Source organism: Flavobacterium sp. JAS, from assembly GCF_020991455.1.
Classification (GTDB): Bacteria; Bacteroidota; Bacteroidia; order Flavobacteriales; family Flavobacteriaceae; genus Flavobacterium.
On sequence record NZ_JAJMOX010000012.1, the window covers coordinates 127,586 to 149,462 of the forward strand.

Below are 21,877 nucleotides of genomic sequence, written 5' to 3' on the forward strand. Positions count from 1 at the left end.
TTCATGCAAATTATTTTTTAATAAAAATCTATTAAAATCTACCTAAATCTGCAGAATCTGCGTGAAACAAAATCATTTTAATCCTTTAATCGGTGGCTAACTTTTTTTACTGCAAAACTTCGTGCATAGCTTTTGCCTTCAACAAACATTCTTCATATTCTTTTTCAGGGATCGATAAAGATGTAATGGCGCTTCCAACTGAAAACGAAACATATTTGTTTTCCTGATTGTACAAAATACTTCTGATCACGACGTTAAAATCAAAATCACCTTCTGGCGTGAAATATCCAACTGATCCGCTGTACAAACCTCGTTTTGTTTCTTCGAGATTTTCGATGATTTTCATTACCGAAATCTTTGGCGCACCCGTCATACTTCCCATTGGGAAAGTAGTTTTTAAAACATCGATTGGTGAATATTGAGGATCTAATTTTGAGGTTATGGTCGAAATCATTTGGTGCACCTGCAAAAACGAGTAGATTTTACAAAGTTCTGTAACTTCAACAGAGCCTCTTTGTGCAGTATGCGACAAATCATTTCTGACTAAATCTGTAATCATAATATTTTCGGCACGTTCTTTTGCATCTGATTCCAAAAATTGTTTTGATTTTTCGTCTTCAACAGGGTCTGCAGATCGCTTTGAAGTTCCTTTTATAGGCTGTGAAATTAAAGTCTCTCCTACCTTTTTCATATATCGTTCCGGAGAAGCCGAAAGTAAATATTGTTTATTATTTTTAAAGAAAACTGAAAATGGTGCTTGCGAAATAGTATTCAGTTTTTGAAATTTTTCTAACGGATTTATAATCACATTTTCGGCAAAAAATTCCATACAAAAATTAGCTTCATACGTATCTCCTTTATGAATATGTTCGAGCAATTTTGTTACTTTTTCGACATATAAATCTTTTGAGATTCGTTGTTGTATTTCGACTTTATTCAATGTAACAAAAGAATCATTCTGGCTTTGAACAATTTCTTCAAAGTCTTCTTCGACCTCATCATCGCACAACAATAAATACTGCATTTCGAGTTGATCTCCTTTTAATGTAAATATTTTTTTTGGCTGAAAGAAAAACAAATCCGGGAAATCTAAACCGTCAAAATTTGATGATTTTAAAGCTTCAACATCATTTTTTAAATCATACGAAAGATAACCAAAAAGCCAATCTTTAGTCGTTTGCTGATATTGTTTTAAATCGTCGAAAGCATTATGGAAGTCAGTTTTTAAAGAAGTAAAAGCATCCACAGCAAGCACACAATCAAAACTGGAATATTCTTGTGGATACGAATTGCTATCCAAAAAAACTATCTCGCGAAATTGCTGTGACCAAGTTAGAAGTTGTTGTTTAAACTGCTCTGGATTTGAAATATATTTATGAATTGAAACTCTCAAAAATGGGTAAATTTTAGACTTCAAAATTACGACAAAAATAATCCTTCAATAAAATAATCCTCAAAAAATATTGGCAAGCTTTAATTGGAATAAAAACCTAAAATAAAACAATGAAACTGTTAAGGAATTAGCAATTTAATAAGAAAAAAATCGTTATATTTGATATAGCATTCAATTAATCCCAGAATAGGGTTGCTTTGATTGTAAAATTCTCAGTAAAAGTAGTTTCAAAAACAAAATTTATATTTTATCAGAGAATGTAGACTTGCAATGTTTATCAGTAAATAATTATATTTTTTAACCCATAAAAATCCCAGTATTATGAAAATTGCTACCATTATTGTCCGAGTTTTGATTGGTCTGTTGTTACTATTTGCCTCTATTAGTTTTTTCTTTCATCTAATGCCTGCAGAGCCAGTAACTAACGATGATTTTAAAGCTTTTAACACGGGGCTTGTTGCTTCAAAATATTTGATGCCATTAGCCAAGTCTATTGAATTGATTTGCGGAATTGCCTTTGTAACTGGCCGTTATGTAACTCTTGCCAATATCTTGATATTACCAATTACCATAAACATTCTATTTATCAATTATTTTATGTCTCCGGAAACTTTACCAATTGCGGGTTTATTGTTCCTGGCTAACTTATTCTTGATTTACAGATATTGGGATAATTACAAAAGTCTTTTTACTGCATAAATCATTTTTGAACTAAAAAAACAAACCCGACAGCTTATAACTGTCGGGTTTATTTTTACATGTAAGTTCTCGCCAGCCACAAATACCTATTTGTAAACTGTGCCGATTGCAATTATATTACAACCGGAATAAAAAGGACCAAAAATGAAACCTTAAGCATACCAACATTGTCCTTTTTGACAAACCCGGCTTTCCCGATGCTCTCCTCCCATTCGTCTTTTGTGACATTATAGCCCCTGTTATCAACTAATTGTGCGGTTATTATTTAGAAAATATTTGGTAAATATGTTGTTTAAGTTTTTTTCCTATTTATAATTCAATCTTGCGATTTCAAATCATTTCCAGATACTTAGCTTTGTCAAAATCAGTAATTTCAACAGCTTTTTTTTGGAATATTTGAACGATAGGAATAAAGTGTAAATGCAATTCTTGCTCCGAGCAGAATCGGATCTATACATCTATTTTTCAAAACATTATCTTTTCATCTAAGTAAAGACAGCATCTGAATTTCACATCTAATTTACAAAATTTTTCTTGAATTTTATATTTTTATGAGCATAAAATATTCGAGCAATAAAAAACCCGCCAGAGATATCTCAGACGGGTTTTTAAAATATGATTTATACGTAAATTATACGTGTAATGCTCTATTATCAGTTGCAGCCAATGCAGCTTCTTTTACCGCTTCCGCGAAAGTTGGATGCGCGTGGCTCATTCTTGAAATATCTTCAGCAGAAGCTTTGAATTCCATTGCAGTAACTGCCTCAGCAATTAAATCAGCAGTACGGGCTCCAATCATGTGAACTCCTAAAACCTCGTCAGTTTTAGCATCAGCAATGATTTTTACGAATCCGTCTAAATCTCCACTTGCTCTTGCACGTCCTAAAGCTTTGAAAGGGAAACTTCCAACTTTGTACTCCGTTCCAGAAGCTTTAACCTGCTCTTCAGTTTGTCCAACTGCAGCAACTTCTGGCCAAGTGTAAACTACACCAGGAATTAAGTTATAATCAATATGTGGTTTTTGACCTGCTAAGATTTCAGCAACCATAGTTCCTTCTTCTTCTGCTTTGTGTGCTAACATTGCTCCACGAACGACATCACCAATTGCATAGATATTAGGAACATTAGTTTGTAAATGATCGTTTACTTCAACTTGTCCTCTGTCAGAAATTTTTACTCCAGCTTTGTCAGCATTTAATCCGTCTGTGTATGGACGACGACCAACAGAAACTAATGAATAATCTCCTTCAAGAGTGATTGTTTCTCCTTTTGCATTCTCAGCCTGAACAACAACAGCATCGCCGTTTCTTTCTACTGATTTTACTTTGTGAGAAACGTAGAATTTCATTCCTTGTTTTTTCAATACTTTAGTCAATTCTTTAGACAAAGAACTATCCATTCCTGGAATAATTCTGTCCATGAATTCTACTACAGAAACCTGAGCTCCTAAACGCAAGTAAACTTGTCCAAGCTCGATTCCGATAACTCCACCACCAATAATTACTAAGTGTTTTGGAACTTCTTTTAAAGCCAATGCTTCTGTAGAAGTGATGATTCTTTCTTTGTCAATTTTGATGAAAGGCAAAGATGATGGTTTTGAACCTGTAGCGATTACAGCATATTTAGTTTCGATAGTTTCAGAGGTTCCGTCAGCTTTAGCAACTGCAATGTGAGTTGCGTCTACAAAAGAACCTAAACCATTGAAAACAGTGATTTTATTTTTATCCATTAAGTAGTTGATTCCACCTACGGTTTGATCTACAACTGCTTGCTTGCGCGCAATCATTTTCTCTAAATTGATTTTTACATCACCAGAAACTTCGATTCCGTGATCTGCAAAATGTGCAATTTCTGCATAATGATGTGAAGAAGATAATAATGCTTTTGAAGGAATACAACCTACGTTAAGGCAAGTTCCGCCCAAAGAGTTATACTTTTCTACAATTGCTGTTTTGAAACCTAATTGTGCGCAACGAATTGCTGATACATATCCGCCAGGACCTGAACCTATAATGACTACGTCAAATGAACTCATAGTTTGTCTATTTTATTTTTAGCGATACAAAATTAAGGAATAAAGTTTTGTTTAAAGTTTAAATCTCAATGTTTTTTGTGTGAAATTTAAGTGAAGGTTTTTCTGCCACAAAGGCTTGAAGGCACAAAGTTTTTTTGGATTGTGGATTTAGTCGGAAGGTTTGATAAGTTTTGTTTTTTAGTCTCGCAAAGGCGCGGAGGCGCAAAGTTTTTTTATCTTTTATTCAATCAAATTTTGAGAAGGACCTCCTCTTTTAGTCGGTTCTCCTCCAAATTTTATTAATTCAAACAATTTGCATATTACATGAATAAGTTCGTCTTGATTACACCAATAATCTTCAATTTCTCCGAATATCTTATAATTAGAAATATTAAATCCTTCCTCAATATCATTAAACCAAATAACTTTGTTTCCGCAAATTGCTACAACCCAAAAACCTCCTCCCATTTCACCATATTTTTTCTCTTCCCATTTTATTGGATCGATTTTAATCAAATCCCAGAAATTCTTCAATTCTCCATCTAAATCTTTTTCTGTTTTTTGAATTTCATCAAAGAGCTCATTTAAAGATATTGGTTCCCATTCTTCCATTATTATAATTTTAATAGTTAATTCAAATTTAAGTTTTTTTTTGTTTGCAAAGTTTAGACACAAACTTTACAACTCTGCGACTTTACGAGATTATTTTAAAATCTTAGAAACTCATCATGCGTTAGACGCACTGCTGTGCGTCTCTACGAAAAACCCTTGTCCCTTTGTTACTCTGAACCTTTGAACCTTCCTCAAAAAATTACCGTTGAGTTCTTTACTTCACTAATCATAAACATGCTTTGTGTACTTCCTATATGCTGCAAGGAAGTCAGTTTTGTTACCAGAAATTCTCTATAAGCTTCCATATCTTTTACTAATACTTTGAGGATATAATCATAATCACCGCTTACGTGATGACATTCTAAAACTTCGTTGAGTTTGATGACTTCACTTTCGAATTTGGTTAGGAATTCTTTGGTGTGCTGAATGAGTTTTAAATGGCAGAAAACCACAAATCCTTTTTCCATTTTTGATTTGTCGACTAGGGCTACGTAGTTTTTGATTATTCCTTCGCGCTCTAATTTTTTGATTCTTTCATAAACGGCCGTTACCGAAAGATTGAGTTTTAAGGACAATTCTTTGGTTGTTTTTTTACTGTCGGTTTGTAGTAGAACCAAGAGTTTTTTGTCGGTGGCGTCTAAAGTCATTTTTGGTTGTTTTATGAAATGAAAGAAAATCTAGCGATTTGCTTTTTCTGAATCAAATTTAGAATAATAATCTTTATAAATTAATTTTTATAGTTTTAAAATCTAATTATAAAACACATTATTGATTATTTTTCTAATAAGATGTTATTTTGAATAGAATTTATTTTGAAAATGAGTGCCCTAGCCCTGATAGAAGTGGAAATCCTTTTATGCTGGGGTTCAGCATAAAAGATTGGAACGGATAGCAGGAAATAGCTCCTAATCAAAATTCCAAAAAATAAATTTCAAATTCCAATAACGATTTCAAAAACAATAAAATATCAATTCAAAAAATAATTATGAAAGACTTTAATCCAGCTGATAAAATTCAGGATTTACAATACTTTGGGGAATTTGGCGGTGTGAATCCGTCGATTTCTGACTCTTCGACTTATACGTTTCTTTCGGCCAAAACGATGTTTGACACTTTTGAGGGAAATATGGAAGGTTGTTATTTGTATTCGCGTCATTCGTCGCCAAGTAATTTGTATCTGGATCAGGCTTTGGCAGCGATGGAAGGAACGGAAACGGCAAATGTTTCGGCTTCGGGAATGGGAGCGATTACACCTACTCTATTACAGCTTTGCGGTGCAGGCGATCACATTGTTTCTAGCCGAACGATTTATGGTGGAACTTACGCTTTTTTGAAAAATTTTACGCCTCGTTTTAACATTGAAACTAGCTTTGTAGACATTACTAAACTTGATATTGTTGAAGCTGCGATTACGCCAAAAACGAAAGTTCTGTATTGTGAAACGGTAAGTAATCCGTTGCTGGAAGTAGCCGATATTGCTGGTTTAGCTAAAATTGCTAAAAAGCATAATTTGAAATTGGTTGTTGATAATACCTTTTCGCCATTATCAGTTTCTCCTGCAAAATTAGGAGCCGATATCGTAATTCATAGTTTAACAAAATACATTAACGGAAGCAGCGATACGGTTGGTGGTGTAACTTGTGCGTCTAAAGAATTTATCAATTCGCTTAAAAACGTAAACTCTGGAGCGAGTATGCTTTTGGGACCAACGATGGATAGTTTACGATCTGCTTCGGTGATGAAAAATCTTCGAACATTACATATTAGAATTAAACAACACAGTCATAACGCTCATGTTCTTGCTAATAAATTTGAAGCTGACGGTTTGAAAACGGTTTATCCGGGATTGAAAAGTCATCCGAGTCATGAATTGTATAAAACGATGATTAATCCGGAATATGGTTTTGGCGGAATGATGACGATTGATGTTGGAACTTTGGAAAAAGCCAATGAATTAATGGAGTTGATGCAGGCAAGAAACTTAGGTTATTTGGCTGTGAGTTTAGGATTTTACAAAACGTTATTTAGCGCGCCGGGAACTTCGACTTCAAGTGAAATTCCGTTAGAAGAACAACAAGAAATGGGATTGACAGATGGTTTGATTCGTTTCTCGATTGGTTTGGATAATGATATCGAGCGCACTTATACAATGATGAAGGAATGTATGGTGGAACTTGGTATTCTATAAGCTCTCTTTCACAGAGATTCACTAAAGATTTTTTTCACGCAGATTTGGCGAATTATGCTGATCTATTATAGGAATCTATAAAAAAGTATCTGCTATATCAGCAAGATCTGCGCGAGAAAAAGCTTAGCCACTCCCGATAGCTATCGGGATAAAGAATTAAAATGTTTTTTGTTTCACGCAGTCCCGATAGCTATCGGGAGCAGATTAAAGCAGATTTAATTTGAATTTGCTATGAATAAAATCTGTGCAGATCTGCTTAAATCATTTTAAATCTGCGAGAAAAAAGTTTCTGCCACGAATTTCACAAATTGACACTAATTAAAATTCTGCAAAAGAAAAAATTAGCGAAAATTAGTGAAATTCGTGGCGAAAACCCTTTAATGCTTCTTACAAAAATGAAAACCCTTCTTTATAAATAAATTTGCACGTTTTTTATTAGTTTGTTTAAATCCGCTGGAGATCTTTCTCTAAGCGGATTTTTTTTGCTTTTTAAGAAGACCAGACAACAAAATAAAAAGCCGTTCTGAGACTATTCTCAGAACGGCTTTTACCTATAACATTTTACATTTTACAAGTAACTTATATCTTCTCTACAAAGTTCAGTTTACTATTTTTTCGGCTATATGTAAAGTAAATAACCAATCCTAATAATAACCAGATTGTGAAGTAAATCCAGTTCCAAACGCTTAATTCTGCCATCATATAAAGACAGCAAATAAGTCCTAATAACGGAATTAAAGACAAGTTTTGTCTGAATGACCAAACAGCTAATCCAGCTAAAACGAATATAAAAATCCACATTGGGATTTTGTGTTTGAATAAGTTGAAACCAGATTCGTATTTTAAGGAATCATTGATTGGCAATCCTTTTACAACCTCGGCATATTTTGCTTCGTCGTCTTGATATTGACTCAATAAATGCTCTAAATCTGATGTTTCGGTAGTTTTATTGTGAACATCGATACTTTCTAAATAATTGAAAACTTTCGCTGATTCTTCTTTATCCAAAGAGGTAATAATCGTCGTCGCATCATTTGTTTGCGCTTCATTATTAATAAAAGCCATTGTCGCTTTATTATTGAAAGCAAAAGCATAATAGATACCTGCAATCATTAAAACAGGCAAAATATACTTCGAATTTACATAAGGCGTTTTGAATTTTCCTCTTGGAATATCTGTTTTGTTTTGCAATACCAAAACTCCTGCACAAACCAATACAAAGGCAAATAACGTTCCGATACTACATAAATCTGTTACCATTGTCAAGTTCAAAAACAAAGCCGGAACTGCCACCACAAAACCAGTTACAATTGTAGCAAATGATGGTGTTTTGAATCTTGGATGTACTGTTGAAAATTTCTTTGGCAATAAACCGTCACGGCTCATACTCATCCAGATACGAGGTTGTCCCATCTGGAAAACCAATAAAACACTCGCCATAGCCACTACCGCACTTACAGCGATAATTCCAGACATCCATTTTAAGTTTAATTTATCGAAAACAAACGCTAGAGGATCTCCAACATTCAATTCATTATAACGCACCATTCCGGTTAAAACCAAGGCAATGGCAATATATAAAATAGTACAAATAATAATTGCCCACATCATTCCGCGTGGTAAATCACGTTGCGGATTTTTACATTCTTCGGCAGTTGTAGAGATCGCATCAAAACCAATATAAGCAAAGAAAACAGCCGAAACTCCTTTCAAAACCCCACTTACACCATTTGGTGCAAACGGATCCCAATTGGCAGTATCCACATAAAATATACCTACTGCAATAACCAAAAGTACAATACAAAGTTTTACCACTACCATTGCATTACTGGCGTTACGAGATTCTTTCATCCCTCTATAAACCAAAGCTGTAATCAAAATAATGATAAACAAAGCCGGTAAATCAGCCACAAAATGGAAAGAACCAATTGTTGGCGCCGTTGTCCAGGCCGTATATGACGCTTGTAAAGCCGTACTTAAATTTTCGTATGATTTTCCGCCTTGCATTAAAGCCGTGGCGTCTTTAAATCCGTTTGAAGCAGTTAGATAATCCATTTGAATCCATTGTGGCAAATGAATCCCGCCACTCTGGAGCAATCCCGTAAAATAATCACTCCATGAAATGGCAACGGTTATATTCCCTACAGCATATTCCATGATTAAAGCCCAACCAATAATCCAGGCGATAATTTCTCCAAAAGCAACATACGAATACGTATAAGCACTTCCTGAAACCGGAACCATTGAGGCAAATTCGGCGTAAGCAAAAGCGGCAAAACTACAGGCAAGAGCCGTAAACAAAAACAAGAAAATAACCGCTGGACCACCATCAGCACTGGCTTTTCCGATAGTACTAAAAATACCTGCACCAACAATCGCTGCGATTCCAAATGCAGTTAAATCCCTAGTAGTCAAATGCTTTCCTAATGCATTATGACCATCTGCTTCATTTTTTGCAACTTGTTTCAGAATATCTTGTACCGTTTTTTTTCGGAATAAACCTGATAATGCCATATGTGGTTTTGCTTTTAAAATTAATATATTTCGGTCTTTGTGGTTTTATTTTGCAAATAATGCAAAAATTATCCTGATTTCAAATATATAAAACGATTTTGTTTTAACACGAATTATTTTTTTGCTGCGAAGGCTCGAAGACACAAAGTTTTTTTGCCACGAATTGCACAAATTTTACGAATTATTTTCTCACGCGGATTTTTTTTCGCCACGAATTTCACGAATGAGCACGAATTATTTTTTTGCCACAGATTAAAAGATTAGCTCAGATTATTTCACGCAGATTTAAAATGATTTAAGCAGATGCGCGCAGATTTTATTCATAGCTAAATCAAAATTAAATCTGCTAAAATCTGCCAAATCTGCGTGAAATAAAAAAATCCAGGCTTATCTGCGTTTTCACGAAGTGAATCCGTGTCATCCGCGTGCCATCTCTTATCGTAAACAGCTTCTCAAGATACTTACCGGATGTTGTGCTTCTCTGCTCGTTCCGTCAAAAATTTGATGGCGGCAGCTTGTTCCTGCTGCGGCGATTTTTACGTTTTGGGCAGTGGCACGTACTTTTGGGAATAAAGTATCTTCTCCCATTTGCATACTTACCTGATAATGTTCTTTTTCGTAACCAAATGATCCCGCCATTCCGCAACAACCCGAATTGTAAATCGTAACTGTATTATTCGTTGGTAAATTCAGCATTGCAAAAGTCGCTTCTACAGAACTCAATGATTTCTGATGACAATGTCCGTGAATCTTGATTTCTTTCTTTTCATCAGAGAATGAATCAGGTCCAATTTTTCCGTCTATAATCTCTTTTTTAAAGAATTCTTCGATCGTGAAGGCACTTTGCGATACTTTTTCGGCCGCTTCTTTATCATCTGCCAATCGCAAATACTCGTCTCTAAAAGTCAAAATTGCCGAAGGTTCTATACCTATTAATGGCGCTTTCGCGGAAATTAAATCTTTAAAGATATTTACGTTGATATTGGCTATTTTCTTCGCTTCTTCCAGAAACCCTTTTGATAAATATGTTCTTCCGCTTTCTTCATGATCGACAACCAGAACTTCATAACCCAATTTGGTTAATAATTCAAAAGCGTCGATTCCGATATTTACATCATAATAATTCGTGAATTCGTCATTAAACAAATACACTTGTCCGTTCGGGAAATTATTATTTTGTGGTTTCTGATTTTCGTACCATTTCCTGAAAGTCTTTTTCGCCAAAAGCGGAACTTGTCTTTCAGGCGCAATTCCCATACTTTTTTTCACTAGCGATTGATTCGAAATAAAATTCGTTATGGACGGAAACAAACTTCCCATTTTATTCAATTTCGCATTGTGTGCAAAGATTTTATTTCGGGTCGAGAATCCGTTTGCTTTTTGATATTGGTATAAAAATTCGGCTTTTAAGGTTGCAACGTCAACATTACTCGGACATTCACTGGCACAAGCTTTACAGCTCACACACAACTCAAAAACTTCGTAAAGTTCTTTCTGGTCAAATTTGTTTTCTTTCTCCGAATACGTCAAATATTCACGCAACGCATTGGCTCTCGCACGCGTTGTTTCCTTTTCATTTTTGGTCGCACGATAACTCGGACACATTGCTCCTCCTGCCGATGGCAATTTTCTACAATCTCCTGATCCGTTGCATTTTTCGGCAGCACGCAAAATCCCTAAACTGTCTGAGAAATCCTGAAACGTTTTAATATCCGGTTCTACCCTGCCCGAAACCACACGATGGTTTTCGTCCATTTTCAAGGCATTGACAATCTTCCCGATATTCAAAACCGAATTTGGGTCAAACGCTAATTTGATTCTTTTCAGCAATTCATAATTCGTTTCGCCAATCATGTACGGAATAAACTCTCCGCGCACAATTCCATCACCGTGTTCACCGCTTAATGAACCTCTGTATTTTTTAACCAAAATCGCCACATCGGTCGCGATGGTTCTAAATAATTTTAAGTCAGAAGTTTTCTTCAAATTCAAAACCGGACGCAAATGCAGCTCACCCGCACCCGCATGCGCATAATAAATTGCACCTTGTCCGTGACGCAGCATCATTGCCGAAAATTCTGCAATATAAGCCGGTAAATCACTCAATTCAACCGCTGTATCTTCAATAGAATCGGCTGCTTTGTTATCTCCAACAATACTTCCTAAAAGTCCGAGACCGGCTTTTCTAAGTTCATTTACCTTATCAATATCGGCACCATAAATTTTTACGAGTGCATAACCAAAGTTGTTTTTTTCTAAATCGGCAATCAAAGCATTCGCCTGATTTTCGGCATCTTGTGCATCGTGCGAAGCGACTTCAAACATCATAATTGCTTTTGGTTCACCAACCAAAAAGAATCTGTTTTTAGACTGCTCGCGATTCGTTTTAGTACAATCCAAAATCGTGTCGTCGATCATTTCTGCTGTGTACAAATGATGTTTCATTGCCACTACAACAGATTCCAGCGATTCCTGAATGCTATGATAATGCGCCACAACCATAATATTATTGGCAGGCGGTAAATCGTCTACTTTTAAAGTAATTTCGTAGGTAAAAGCCAAAGTTCCTTCGCTTCCGCAAAGTAATTTTCCGAGATTGATTGTTGGTTCTGTTCCGCTAAACAAATCCGATTTTAATAAAATATCAACCGCATAACCCGTATTTCGTCTATGAATTTCAGGCTTCGGAAACTCTTTTATAATTTCGTCCTGTGTTGCTTTTACCGAAAGTTCGTCGTAAACGCTTTTATATATTTTATTTTCTAAAGTATCACCTTTGGTTTTTTCGATAAATTCCGCCGAAGTCAGTTCTTTAAAAACCACTTCAGATCCATCGCTCAAAATTCCTTTGATTTCGACAATTTTATCGCGCGTTACACCATATCGAATCGAAGTTGTTCCCGAAGAATTATTCCCCACCATTCCGCCAATCATACAGCGGTTTGAAGTCGAAGTATTTGGACCGAAAAATACACCGTGAGGTTTTAGAAATAAATTTAGTTCGTCGCGAATCACACCAGGCTCGACCGTAACTGTTTTTTTGATTGGATCAAAATTCAGAATCTTGGTAAAGTTTTTCGAAACATCTACCACAATTCCGTCACCAACCGTTTGTCCCGCCAATGAAGTTCCCGCAGTTCTTGGTGTAATCGAAATATTATGTTTCCCCGCAAACTTGATTAGTTTACTAATATCGGCTATTGTTTTAGGCACGGCAACCGCTTTTGGTCGAATTCGATACACCGAAGCATCGGTCGAATAAAGCGTTTTATGAAGATCGTCGTATAAAAGTGTTCCTTCTAAGGATTCTGATAATTGTTGTAACTCTTTAACTATTGACATTTTTGCTGAATATGATTTCACAAAAATAGTTTTTTTTAAGGTTCTAAGTTACTGAGACGCTAAGGTTCTGAGTTTTTTTCTTTGATTGCGCCTTTTTAAATTGGAATTTCTCTCATTGTCACACTGAGCGAAGTCGAAGGCTTGTGAAACCAAAACTCGTTCATTAACGAACATGCGAAAAAATTGGAATTTGGACTCGAGCGCTAGCGAACAGGCGAAGCATTTTAAAAATATTGGAATTTTAATTTGAAGCTATTTCTGCTGTCCTTCCAATCTTTTCCGCTTCCTGACAGCTATCGGGACCACCATAAAAGGATTTTCCTCCCGACACTTCGGGACCATCAGGGCTAGGGCACTTGGTTCAGACTTTAGTTCATCACTAAAATCTTCTACATAACAAATTACTTCCTTGCCACTATTACATAATTTAAGACCTTTAAGCATAACTTATATCCGTTTTAAAGCAAATTATTTCCACTTAAAAGCATTATCAATTGCTTATATTAAAACTAATTTGATTAAAACCTAATACAAAATATAATCTTGTATCAGGTTTAAATTAATTATTACCAATTTCTTTTCAAAAAATCAATTATTTCACTTTTCATTACAACACTTGAAGGTAATTTTTGTCTTATCAATTTCTCCAGTTTATGTAAATCATTTTCATTTGCAAATGACACATTCGAATTAAGATATGAATTTGCGAAATCTAATACTTCATATCCTTCATCTCTGTCTAATTTAATTCTATCAATTGTTCCTATATAAGGACCATCTCCTCCATCTCGTTTCCATGTACACTCATTTTCATAGAGCATATCAGCTTTCTTAAAATTTGCCATAATAAATATTTAAAGTTAATTTTCAAATGTAAAACACTGATTTATATATTTTTTACGGAAAACCTTTTTCTAAAATTAAAATCAGTATTACTCAAAATTATCAATTAACTAATTTAAACAACCGCGTACATATACCTGATTATTCAAACAAAAAACTGCTGTATAATTCCAATAACAATTAGAATCACACAGCAGTACAAAAATCCTGCAAAATAACGCATCTCAATCAATACACTCTAGCCCCAGCCTCCACAAAACTTCTAATTCTGGAACTTTTTGGGTTCAGCTCCGTTACTATAGCATCAATCTTGTCGAGACCACAAACCTGATGCGGCATTTTGCCGTTTATTTTTTCTGAGGTTGCCAGAACAATAACTTTATCTGAGGCGTTAATCATTTCTTTTTTAATGATCGAAACTTCATATCCCATTTCGGTAAGTCCTTGATTGACATCTAAACTACTTACACCCAAGAAACAAACATCGGCCCTGATTTTAGACAAAACCTGAACTACATCGATGCCAACAGTTACCATGGCTTTTTTCTGTAGTTTACCTCCAATAAAAATCAGTTCGATATTAGGATGCTGCGACAATTGCATGGCTATAGGCAAACTATAGGTATATATAGTAGCCGAAAAATCTATTGGAATAAGTTTGCAAAAAGATAAATTGGTAGTTCCACCGGTCATTATAATCACTTGTCCTTCGCTTAAAAACGACAATGCTTTTTGTCCTACTATTATCTTTTTGTCTTCGTTAATAATCGTGATATCAAATACATTATTTGATTTCTCTTTTACAAGAAAGGCTGCTCCATATACTTTATTGATCAGACCTTTGTTGTGTAATTCATTAAAATCTCTACGTATGGTATCCTCAGAGATGTTCAACTCTAAGGCAAGATCAATCGTATTTATTTTTTCGACATTCTTAAATTTATCCATGATAAATTGATGTCTTTCTTTTTTAAGCATTTTAAATTTTTAACAAATATAAAAATATAATGCATTATCATGCATTATTTAAACATTAATAATTTAAAAACACTTCTACAAAGCTCAAAAAAGCATTGAAAAACAATTGTTAATGCATTTTTATGCATTTTATTACACTCTATATAAAAATGTTGCAAAAAATCGCAATTATTAGAATTAATTCCTATATTTAGGTTTTCTAACCAAACAAATATTTTAAAATGAAAAAACTATTATTTATTTTATTTGGAATTATTTTGTTTGCGCAACCCGTTCTTGCGCAAACAAAAACCGTAACCGGTACAATTACGAGTAGTACTGACGAACTTTCTCTACCAGGAGTATCCGTTTTGATTGAAGGAACCTCTAAAAGTACCGTAACGGACCTAGACGGAAAGTTTAGCATAGCCGTAAACGAAGGTGAAACACTTGCTTTTACTTTTGTTGGGTTCGCTACTAAAAAAGTAAAAATCACATCCGGTACCAACTCCGTTAATCTTAAAATGACCGAAGAGCTCAACACACTTTCTGAAGTTGTTGTTCTGGGTTCTACAGTACGTGCAACACGTAAAGAACTCGGAAATGCCGTAACAAGCATAAAAGGCGAAGATTTGGTTAAAGCACAACCCGGAGCTCTTTCGACAGCTTTGCAAGGTAAAATTGCCGGAGCACAGGTTTCTCAAAACTCAGGAGATCCTGCCGGAGGTTTCAGCATCAAACTTAGAGGAACTTCGTCTATTTTAGGTTCTTCTGATCCATTATATGTTATTGACGGAGTGGTTTTAAACAATGCCACAACCAATGTAACCAACCTGAATGTTACCACCGGAAACTCTAATATGCAAATTGGTCAAAACAGATCATCAGACATTAACCCTAACGACATTCAAAGTGTTGAGGTTTTGAACGGAGGTGCCGCCGCAGCAATCTACGGATCAAGAGCTGCCAATGGTGTAGTTTTAATCACGACTAAAAAAGGAGTTGCGGGCGAAACGAGATATACTTTTTCGACCAGTGTTACTTCAAACCACATCCGAAAAAAACTGGATATGAATATGTCTGATAAGCAGTTTGTAAATGCTTCTCCGGCATTATTCCCAATTCAGGGAAATCCTGCAAGCCCAACTACAGTAACGGTTTTAGGCCGTAATCTTGAAACCAGAACTACAGATGTACAACGCTACGATTATCAGGATGATATTTTTGGCACAGGTGTTGGAACTGATACGTACTTCTCGCTTCAAGGCGGAGACGATAAAACCAAATATTTTGCTTCTCTTGGTTATTTGGTAAACGAAGGAATCGTAAAAAACACCGATTTTAAAAGAGCCGGTGCCAAAGTAAGATTGAAACATGACTTCAATTCTAAAATGTCTGCTACAGTAGGATTAAACTACGTGAACTCGAGTTCTAATGAAAAACCGGACGGAAATGTTTTCTGGAGTCCGATAAATGCGATAAACATTACCAATAATACATACGATATTAATCAAAGAGATGTTAATGGTAATTTAATGGCTGTTGACCCAAACAGGGTAAATCCGCTTTCGATTATTGAGACTTTCAAAATCAAACAAAATACAGATCGTATTATTGCAGATCTACAATTGAATTACAATCCTTTTAAAAATTTCAATGCCGATTTGATTTTTGGTATTGACAATTACAACCAAAGAGGAAATGTATTTATTCCGAGATATCCTTATGTGGTGAATCCTGCATATTACAATGATGGTTACGTTTCTGAAGCGACAAACAGAGTGGTTCAATTTAATAACGATTTGAATTTAAGATACCTTTGGAACATCAACGACAAATGGAAATCAACCACTTACGGAGGTTACAACGTACAAACCTATCGTGATAATTTTGTGGCTATTGAAGGCCGTAACTTAAAACCATTTATTGAAACCATAAATGCCTTTAATACTTTAATTCCGGGTTCTCCGAGTTCTAGCCAGTCTAAATACAATTTATGGGGTTATTATCTTCAGGAAACTGTTGGTTACAAAGACAAACTTTACCTGACAATTGCCGGAAGACAAGATGCTTCGACTATTTTCTCAAGCGATAACAGATCCCAATTTTATCCTAAAGCAAGTGCGAGTTATGTACTTTCTGATGAAAAATTCATGGAAGGTATTCATGATGCTGTAAGCTCTGTTCGTTTTAGAGCTTCCTGGGGGAAATCAGGAAGTTTAACGGCTATTAAACCTTATGCGCGTTTTACCAATTATTCTACGGGAACCCTTTTAGGAAACAGTACTTTTACTATTGAAGGTTTCAAACAAGGAAACTTAGACCTAAGACCGGAACAAAGTGTTACGTATGAAGTTGGTGGTGATTTTGGCTTTTTTAAAGACCGTCTGAATTTATCTTTCAGTTATTACAATGCTGATATTGATGATTTGTTATTACCGGTTCAATTGGCGGCTTCTGAAGGTGCTACAAATACCATTAAAAACATTGGACAAATGAACAATAAAGGGTATGAAATTAATCTGAAATACGATCTTATCAAAAAAGAAAACCTGCTTCTTGATGTGTTTGTAAACTATAGCAGCAACCGAAACAAGGTAACAGGATTACCACAAACACGTTTTAAATTAGACAGCAACTTAGCCGGAGCTCCTGTTTTTGTTGAAATGAACAAACCAATCGGAATTTTCTACGGTACTTATTTTGCCCGTAATCCTGATGGAAGTTTATTGTTAACTCCAAGCGGATATCCACAAACAGAAAAAGGTGATGTGAGCACCGGAACACCACAAAGAGATGCTTCAGGACAGCCAACAGGAACTATTTTGAACAAAGAAATTGGTGACCCAAATCCGGATTATATTATTGCTTTTGGAGCTAATTTGAATTACAAAAAATTCGGATTATCAATATTATTTGACGGTGTTCATGGCGTAGATGTTTTTGATGCCGATTACAGAACCAGACAAGGTGTTGGATCTGGAACAATAGTAACCAAAGAGCTTAACGGAGAATTACCTCGTGGGTATATCTGGTCTATTTATAATATTGAAGAGTTTAGAGTTGTTGACGGAAGTTATCTGAAATTAAGAGAAGTTTCTTTAAATTATTCTTTCGGAAAACTAACCAGCTTCTTTGACGATTTAACCGTTACTGCCAGTGGAAGAAACCTGATTTCATGGGATAATTTCACCAGTTTTGATCCGGAAACCAATTCGGGCGGACAATCTTCGGTTGCGAAATACAATTTCGGAACGGTGCCAATTCCGAGTTCATACTCATTAGCGGTCAAAGTTCAATTTTAATCAAACAAAAACATCATGAAAAAAATATTCATCCCTATAGTAGCCTTTACATTGCTTTTTGCAAGTTGTAATGAAGATTATTTAGACCCAACCAAACCGTCTCAGGAATTGGTTTTTGGAACCAGAGAAGGAATCATTGGTGCTGCCAACGGATTACAGCAGCTTTGGACTATTGAAAGAGCAAGTCCCGTTTACAACACCATTACCGGAAACGGATTTACCACAAAAGAACTGCGATTACTAAACGCCGGAAATGTTGACGAAGGCGAACTTTCTGTAGGTGGCGGTGTGCTTTCTACTAAAAATAATGTGGTAAATAATCTGTGGTCGCAATGCCTTGTGATTAAATCGGAATCTCAAAAAGTAATCGATCACATTGATGTATTAACTTCAGAAAACGAAAGAGCAAGTGTTCTCGTTCATGCGACTATTTTTAAAGCAATGGCAATTACAACTCTTGTACAATATTTTCAAAGTGTTCCGTTACAAACAGGAAAAAATGTCACTTTTAATTCCAGAGCTGAGGTGCTAACCGAAGCTATTAAAATTTTGAAACTTACAGAACCTCTTCTTGACAAAGCAACAGGATTCTCTGGTTTGGTAGCTGGTATTAATTACAAAAATACTGTTTATGCGCTTTTGGCCAGAACGTATTTAATGGCGGGAGATTATGACAATGCTATTACTTATGCCAATTTGGTTGATCTTTCGGCTAAATCACTTTTTGCTTTTGATCAGATTAGTGCGAACCCAATTGCTTATATTTCTATAACGACAAACAATGTCTTTCAACCAGTCGATTTAACCTTGGGATTACCGGCAGCTTTAGCGCCATCAAGTTCTGACGGAAGATTGAATTTCTACATTAAACCGGGTTCAAATCCTACAACTGCAACCGGATTTTTTGATTCGAATATTAAACCAATTCCGTTTTATTTACCTGGCGAAATGATGTTAATTAAAGCCGAAGGATATGCTCGTAAAGATAATTTACCGCAGGCAGTAATTGAATTAAACAAAGTTTTGACCAAAACTGCCGCAGCAGATACCTACGGAATTGGAGCAAATCTAGCCCCATACACCGGATCCGTAACCAAACCTGCTATTTTAACGGAGATTTACAGAAACCGTTGTATCGAAATGTATATGTCAAGTCTGAAACTCGAAGACAGCAGAAGATTTGAACGTCCGGGTGCAGGAACTGCCGGAGCCGAGAGAAACCGTGACTGGTATCCTTATCCAGATTCTGAAAGAAACAACAACACCAACACTCCTCCCGATCCAGCGATCTAAAAATTGGAAAATTGGGGCATATTTTAATGCCCTGATTTTTATAAAAGAATCACACTTTATATGAAAAACAAAATCCCCGAAACCGAACAAGAATCTTTATATAAAAATTTAGATCAAATGAGCACCAAAGAATTGCTCATTAATATCAATACGGAAGATAAAAAAGTACCACAAATTGTTGAAAAGCAAATTCCTAAAATTGAAAAACTGGTAAAAGCAATTGTGAAAAAAATGCAGCTTGGCGGGCGTTTATTCTACATTGGAGCCGGAACTTCTGGACGTATCGGGATTCTGGATGCTTCTGAATGTCCTCCTACTTTTGGTGTACCGCACGATATGATTATCGGAATTATCGCCGGTGGAGATACTGCCATCAGAAAAGCGGTCGAAAATGCCGAAGACGATACAGAACAAGCCTGGAAAGATTTGGCAAAACATCAAATCTCAAGTTTGGATTTTATTATTGGAATTGCCGCTTCCGGAAACACGCCGTATGTATTGGGCGGACTTAAAAAAGCAAAAGAAAATAACATTAAAACGGGAAGCATTTCCTGCATTAGCAAAGGATTAATTGCTGAGGTTGCCGATTATCCGATAGAAGTCGTTGTAGGCCCAGAATTTTTAACCGGAAGTACACGCATGAAAGCCGGAACTGCTCAAAAATTAACCTTAAATATGATTTCTACCTCAGTTATGATTAAATTAGGCAGAATTAAAGGCAACAAAATGGTTGACATGCAATTGTCTAATGAAAAATTAGTAAAACGAGCCATCAAAATGATCATGGAAGAACTCAATATCGAACACGATCTCGCCGCTGATTTGCTACAAAAACACAAAAGCGTCAGAGCTGTTTTACAGGAAAATAACGCTAAAAGTTAAGAGAAAATCAATACTATTATGGTGAATAAATTTCTCGCAATCCTGAAAGTTATCAGAGCAAAATCGAAGATTTGTCATTTCGACAAAGGAGAAATCTCCGCAAGAAGCTCGACAAAGATTGGATACTCGTTGCGGAGTTGCTTGCGAGGATTTCTCCTTCGTCGAAATGACAATATTATGTTTAAGTTTTGATCTAGAAGCTTCAGTACTATGTGTTTAATTAAATTTCGTAGACAAAGTAATGACACCAAACAAATTAAAAAATAACTTTATCACTAATCCGAAACCAAAATGTCTTCAAGCACTATCTTAATTTTTATCATCGTATATTTTGGAATATTAATCCTCATTTCCCAGATCATTAGTAAAAAAGGACAGGACAATGATTCGTTTTTTAAAGCCAATAAAAACTCTAAATGGTATTTAGTTGCTTTTGGTATGATTGGAACCGCACTTTCCGGAGTCACTTTTATTTCAGTTCCCGGCGAAGTAGGATCACCAAACGGAGAACAGTTCAAGTATTTTCAGTTTATATTAGGGAATGCGATCGGGTTTATTATTATCGCCAAAGTATTGCTTCCGTTGTATTATAGAATGAATTTAACTTCTATTTACAGCTATATCGAGCAAAGAATGGGCTTTAATAGTTATAAAACTGCCGCTTCAATTTTTCTGGTAAGTAGAACTATAAGTTCAGCTTTTCGATTGTATTTAGTTGTGATTGTGTTACAGCGTTATGTTTTTGATTTTTATGGAATTCCGTTTCCAATGACGGTATTTTTAGCTTTAACTTTAATCTTTTTATATACTTATAAGAGTGGTTTAAAAACAATTATTATTACAGACACTTTACAGACCTTTTTCTTAGTTACGTCTGTTTTTATCACGATTTATTTTGTGTGCGACAGTTTAAATCTGAGCATAATTGAATCTGTTTCAACTATTCGAAAAAGTGATTATTCGCAAGTATTTTTCTTTGATAATTTTTTAACCAGCAAATATCATTTTGTAAAACAAATCCTTGGCGGAATCTTTGTAACCATAGCAATGGTAGGACTCGATCAGGATTTAATGCAAAAAAACCTAAGCTGTAAAAATATCGGCGAAGCACAAAAAAATATGTTTACGTTTACAGGCGTATTTGTACTGATTAATATTATTTTCCTGAGTTTAGGAGCTTTATTATACATCTATGCGAACAAAAATGGGATCTCTACTCCGCTTGATTTAGTAACCGGAAAACCAAGAACTGATTTACTTTTTCCGGAAATCGCCCTGAATCATTTGTCAATTGTTCCCGCATTTGTTTTTCTTTTAGGAATTATCGCCGCCACTTTTGCCACAACAGATTCGGCGTTGACGGCTTTAACCACTTCTTTTTGCGTTGACTTTATGGGAATGGACAAAACCGAAAACCTTTCGAATACCAACAATATCAAAAGAAGACATTTAATACATTTAGGGTTTTCGATATTACTTTTTCTGGTAATTATTGTCTTAAATTCTTTCAATGACAGTTCTGTAGTTGCCTTGATTTTCAAAGCGGCATCTTATACTTACGGTCCGTTATTAGGTTTGTACGCCTTTGGATTATTGCAAAAATCAAGACGCGTAAACGACAAAATAGTGCCTGTAATTTGTATTATCGCGCCTATTTTGACTTATTTTGTGAGTGAGCATTCGGCTTCCCTTATAGGATATACCTTTGATAATGAACTCATAATCATAAACGGATTATTCACCTACATCGGACTTTATTTTACCAGTAAAACTTCTGAAGAAAAAATCTCTTTTTAAGTGAATTTCTATGTAAAATAATCTGATTTTAGCATTTC

At 35.3% G+C, this 21,877-nt stretch carries 14 protein-coding genes; 6 read left to right on the forward strand and 8 right to left on the reverse strand.

What is annotated here, in order from left to right:
• Positions 1-106 precede the first annotated feature (106 nt).
• Positions 107-1,393 carry an anthranilate synthase component I family protein gene (locus LPB88_RS18660; RefSeq protein WP_230717186.1) on the reverse strand — a complete coding sequence of 429 codons (1,287 nt, stop codon included), beginning with the start codon at positions 1,391-1,393 and terminating at the stop codon, positions 107-109.
• A gap of 321 nt (positions 1,394-1,714) precedes the next feature.
• Here LPB88_RS18660 and LPB88_RS18665 point away from each other — a divergent pair, with 321 nt between their 5' ends.
• Positions 1,715-2,092, forward strand: a complete 378-nt coding sequence (locus LPB88_RS18665) for a DoxX family membrane protein (RefSeq protein ID WP_230717188.1) — start codon at positions 1,715-1,717, stop codon at positions 2,090-2,092.
• 631 nt (positions 2,093-2,723) lie between these two features.
• Here the strand turns inward: LPB88_RS18665 and lpdA are convergent.
• The 3 genes from lpdA to LPB88_RS18680 all read right to left on the reverse strand — a co-directional run bounded on the left by lpdA (position 2,724) and on the right by LPB88_RS18680 (position 5,365).
• Entirely contained in the window at positions 2,724-4,127 is a 1,404-nt protein-coding gene (lpdA, locus tag LPB88_RS18670) for a dihydrolipoyl dehydrogenase (protein WP_072964517.1), read from the reverse strand.
• Positions 4,128-4,346: 219 nt separating this feature from the next.
• Positions 4,347-4,718 carry a hypothetical protein gene (locus LPB88_RS18675; RefSeq protein WP_230717190.1) on the reverse strand — a complete coding sequence of 124 codons (372 nt, stop codon included), beginning with the start codon at positions 4,716-4,718 and terminating at the stop codon, positions 4,347-4,349.
• 191 nt (positions 4,719-4,909) lie between these two features.
• Positions 4,910-5,365 carry an Lrp/AsnC family transcriptional regulator gene (locus LPB88_RS18680; protein ID WP_230717192.1) on the reverse strand — a complete coding sequence of 152 codons (456 nt, stop codon included), beginning with the start codon at positions 5,363-5,365 and terminating at the stop codon, positions 4,910-4,912.
• Between the two features lie 338 nt (positions 5,366-5,703).
• Between LPB88_RS18680 and LPB88_RS18685 the strand changes: the two genes are divergently transcribed.
• Entirely contained in the window at positions 5,704-6,906 is a 1,203-nt protein-coding gene (locus LPB88_RS18685) for an aminotransferase class I/II-fold pyridoxal phosphate-dependent enzyme (protein ID WP_230717193.1), read from the forward strand.
• Between the two features lie 579 nt (positions 6,907-7,485).
• On the opposite strand, the gene LPB88_RS18690 is transcribed toward LPB88_RS18685, so the two are convergent.
• From LPB88_RS18690 to LPB88_RS18705, 4 genes are all read right to left on the reverse strand, one after another.
• Positions 7,486-9,420, reverse strand: coding sequence for an amino acid permease (locus LPB88_RS18690; RefSeq protein ID WP_230717195.1), 1,935 nt, complete (start codon positions 9,418-9,420; stop codon positions 7,486-7,488).
• A gap of 435 nt (positions 9,421-9,855) precedes the next feature.
• The gene (locus LPB88_RS18695; RefSeq protein WP_230717270.1) at positions 9,856-12,762 is read right to left on the reverse strand and encodes an FAD-binding and (Fe-S)-binding domain-containing protein; all 2,907 of its coding nucleotides are present in this window, start codon (positions 12,760-12,762) and stop codon (positions 9,856-9,858) included.
• Positions 12,763-13,328: 566 nt separating this feature from the next.
• Complete coding sequence (locus LPB88_RS18700; protein WP_230717197.1) at positions 13,329-13,607, reverse strand: hypothetical protein; 279 nt, start codon at positions 13,605-13,607, stop codon at positions 13,329-13,331.
• A gap of 226 nt (positions 13,608-13,833) precedes the next feature.
• Complete coding sequence (locus LPB88_RS18705; protein WP_230717199.1) at positions 13,834-14,583, reverse strand: DeoR/GlpR family DNA-binding transcription regulator; 750 nt, start codon at positions 14,581-14,583, stop codon at positions 13,834-13,836.
• Positions 14,584-14,804: 221 nt separating this feature from the next.
• Here LPB88_RS18705 and LPB88_RS18710 point away from each other — a divergent pair, with 221 nt between their 5' ends.
• From LPB88_RS18710 to LPB88_RS18725, 4 genes are all read left to right on the forward strand, one after another.
• Positions 14,805-17,867, forward strand: a complete 3,063-nt coding sequence (locus LPB88_RS18710; protein WP_230717200.1) for a SusC/RagA family TonB-linked outer membrane protein — start codon at positions 14,805-14,807, stop codon at positions 17,865-17,867.
• Positions 17,868-17,882: 15 nt separating this feature from the next.
• The gene (locus LPB88_RS18715) at positions 17,883-19,160 is read left to right on the forward strand and encodes a RagB/SusD family nutrient uptake outer membrane protein (RefSeq protein ID WP_230717201.1); all 1,278 of its coding nucleotides are present in this window, start codon (positions 17,883-17,885) and stop codon (positions 19,158-19,160) included.
• 60 nt (positions 19,161-19,220) lie between these two features.
• Positions 19,221-20,042 carry an N-acetylmuramic acid 6-phosphate etherase gene (gene murQ, locus LPB88_RS18720; RefSeq protein ID WP_230717202.1) on the forward strand — a complete coding sequence of 274 codons (822 nt, stop codon included), beginning with the start codon at positions 19,221-19,223 and terminating at the stop codon, positions 20,040-20,042.
• Between the two features lie 291 nt (positions 20,043-20,333).
• On the forward strand, positions 20,334-21,839 hold the full coding sequence (locus tag LPB88_RS18725) for a sodium:solute symporter (protein WP_230717203.1): 1,506 nt from the start codon (positions 20,334-20,336) through the stop codon (positions 21,837-21,839).
• Positions 21,840-21,877 lie beyond the last annotated feature (38 nt).

Coding starts and splice junctions, on each gene's coding strand:
- lpdA (WP_072964517.1), bottom strand. CDS start 4,127: ATGAGTTCATTTGACGTAGTCATTATAGGTTCAGGTCCTGGCGGATAT.
- LPB88_RS18715 (WP_230717201.1), top strand. CDS start 17,883: ATGAAAAAAATATTCATCCCTATAGTAGCCTTTACATTGCTTTTTGCA.
- LPB88_RS18710 (WP_230717200.1), top strand. CDS start 14,805: ATGAAAAAACTATTATTTATTTTATTTGGAATTATTTTGTTTGCGCAA.
- LPB88_RS18725 (WP_230717203.1), top strand. CDS start 20,334: ATGTCTTCAAGCACTATCTTAATTTTTATCATCGTATATTTTGGAATA.
- LPB88_RS18695 (WP_230717270.1), bottom strand. CDS start 12,762: ATGTCAATAGTTAAAGAGTTACAACAATTATCAGAATCCTTAGAAGGA.
- LPB88_RS18665 (WP_230717188.1), top strand. CDS start 1,715: ATGAAAATTGCTACCATTATTGTCCGAGTTTTGATTGGTCTGTTGTTA.
- LPB88_RS18685 (WP_230717193.1), top strand. CDS start 5,704: ATGAAAGACTTTAATCCAGCTGATAAAATTCAGGATTTACAATACTTT.
- LPB88_RS18700 (WP_230717197.1), bottom strand. CDS start 13,607: ATGGCAAATTTTAAGAAAGCTGATATGCTCTATGAAAATGAGTGTACA.
- LPB88_RS18680 (WP_230717192.1), bottom strand. CDS start 5,365: ATGACTTTAGACGCCACCGACAAAAAACTCTTGGTTCTACTACAAACC.
- LPB88_RS18675 (WP_230717190.1), bottom strand. CDS start 4,718: ATGGAAGAATGGGAACCAATATCTTTAAATGAGCTCTTTGATGAAATT.
- murQ (WP_230717202.1), top strand. CDS start 19,221: ATGAAAAACAAAATCCCCGAAACCGAACAAGAATCTTTATATAAAAAT.
- LPB88_RS18690 (WP_230717195.1), bottom strand. CDS start 9,420: ATGGCATTATCAGGTTTATTCCGAAAAAAAACGGTACAAGATATTCTG.
- LPB88_RS18705 (WP_230717199.1), bottom strand. CDS start 14,583: ATGCTTAAAAAAGAAAGACATCAATTTATCATGGATAAATTTAAGAAT.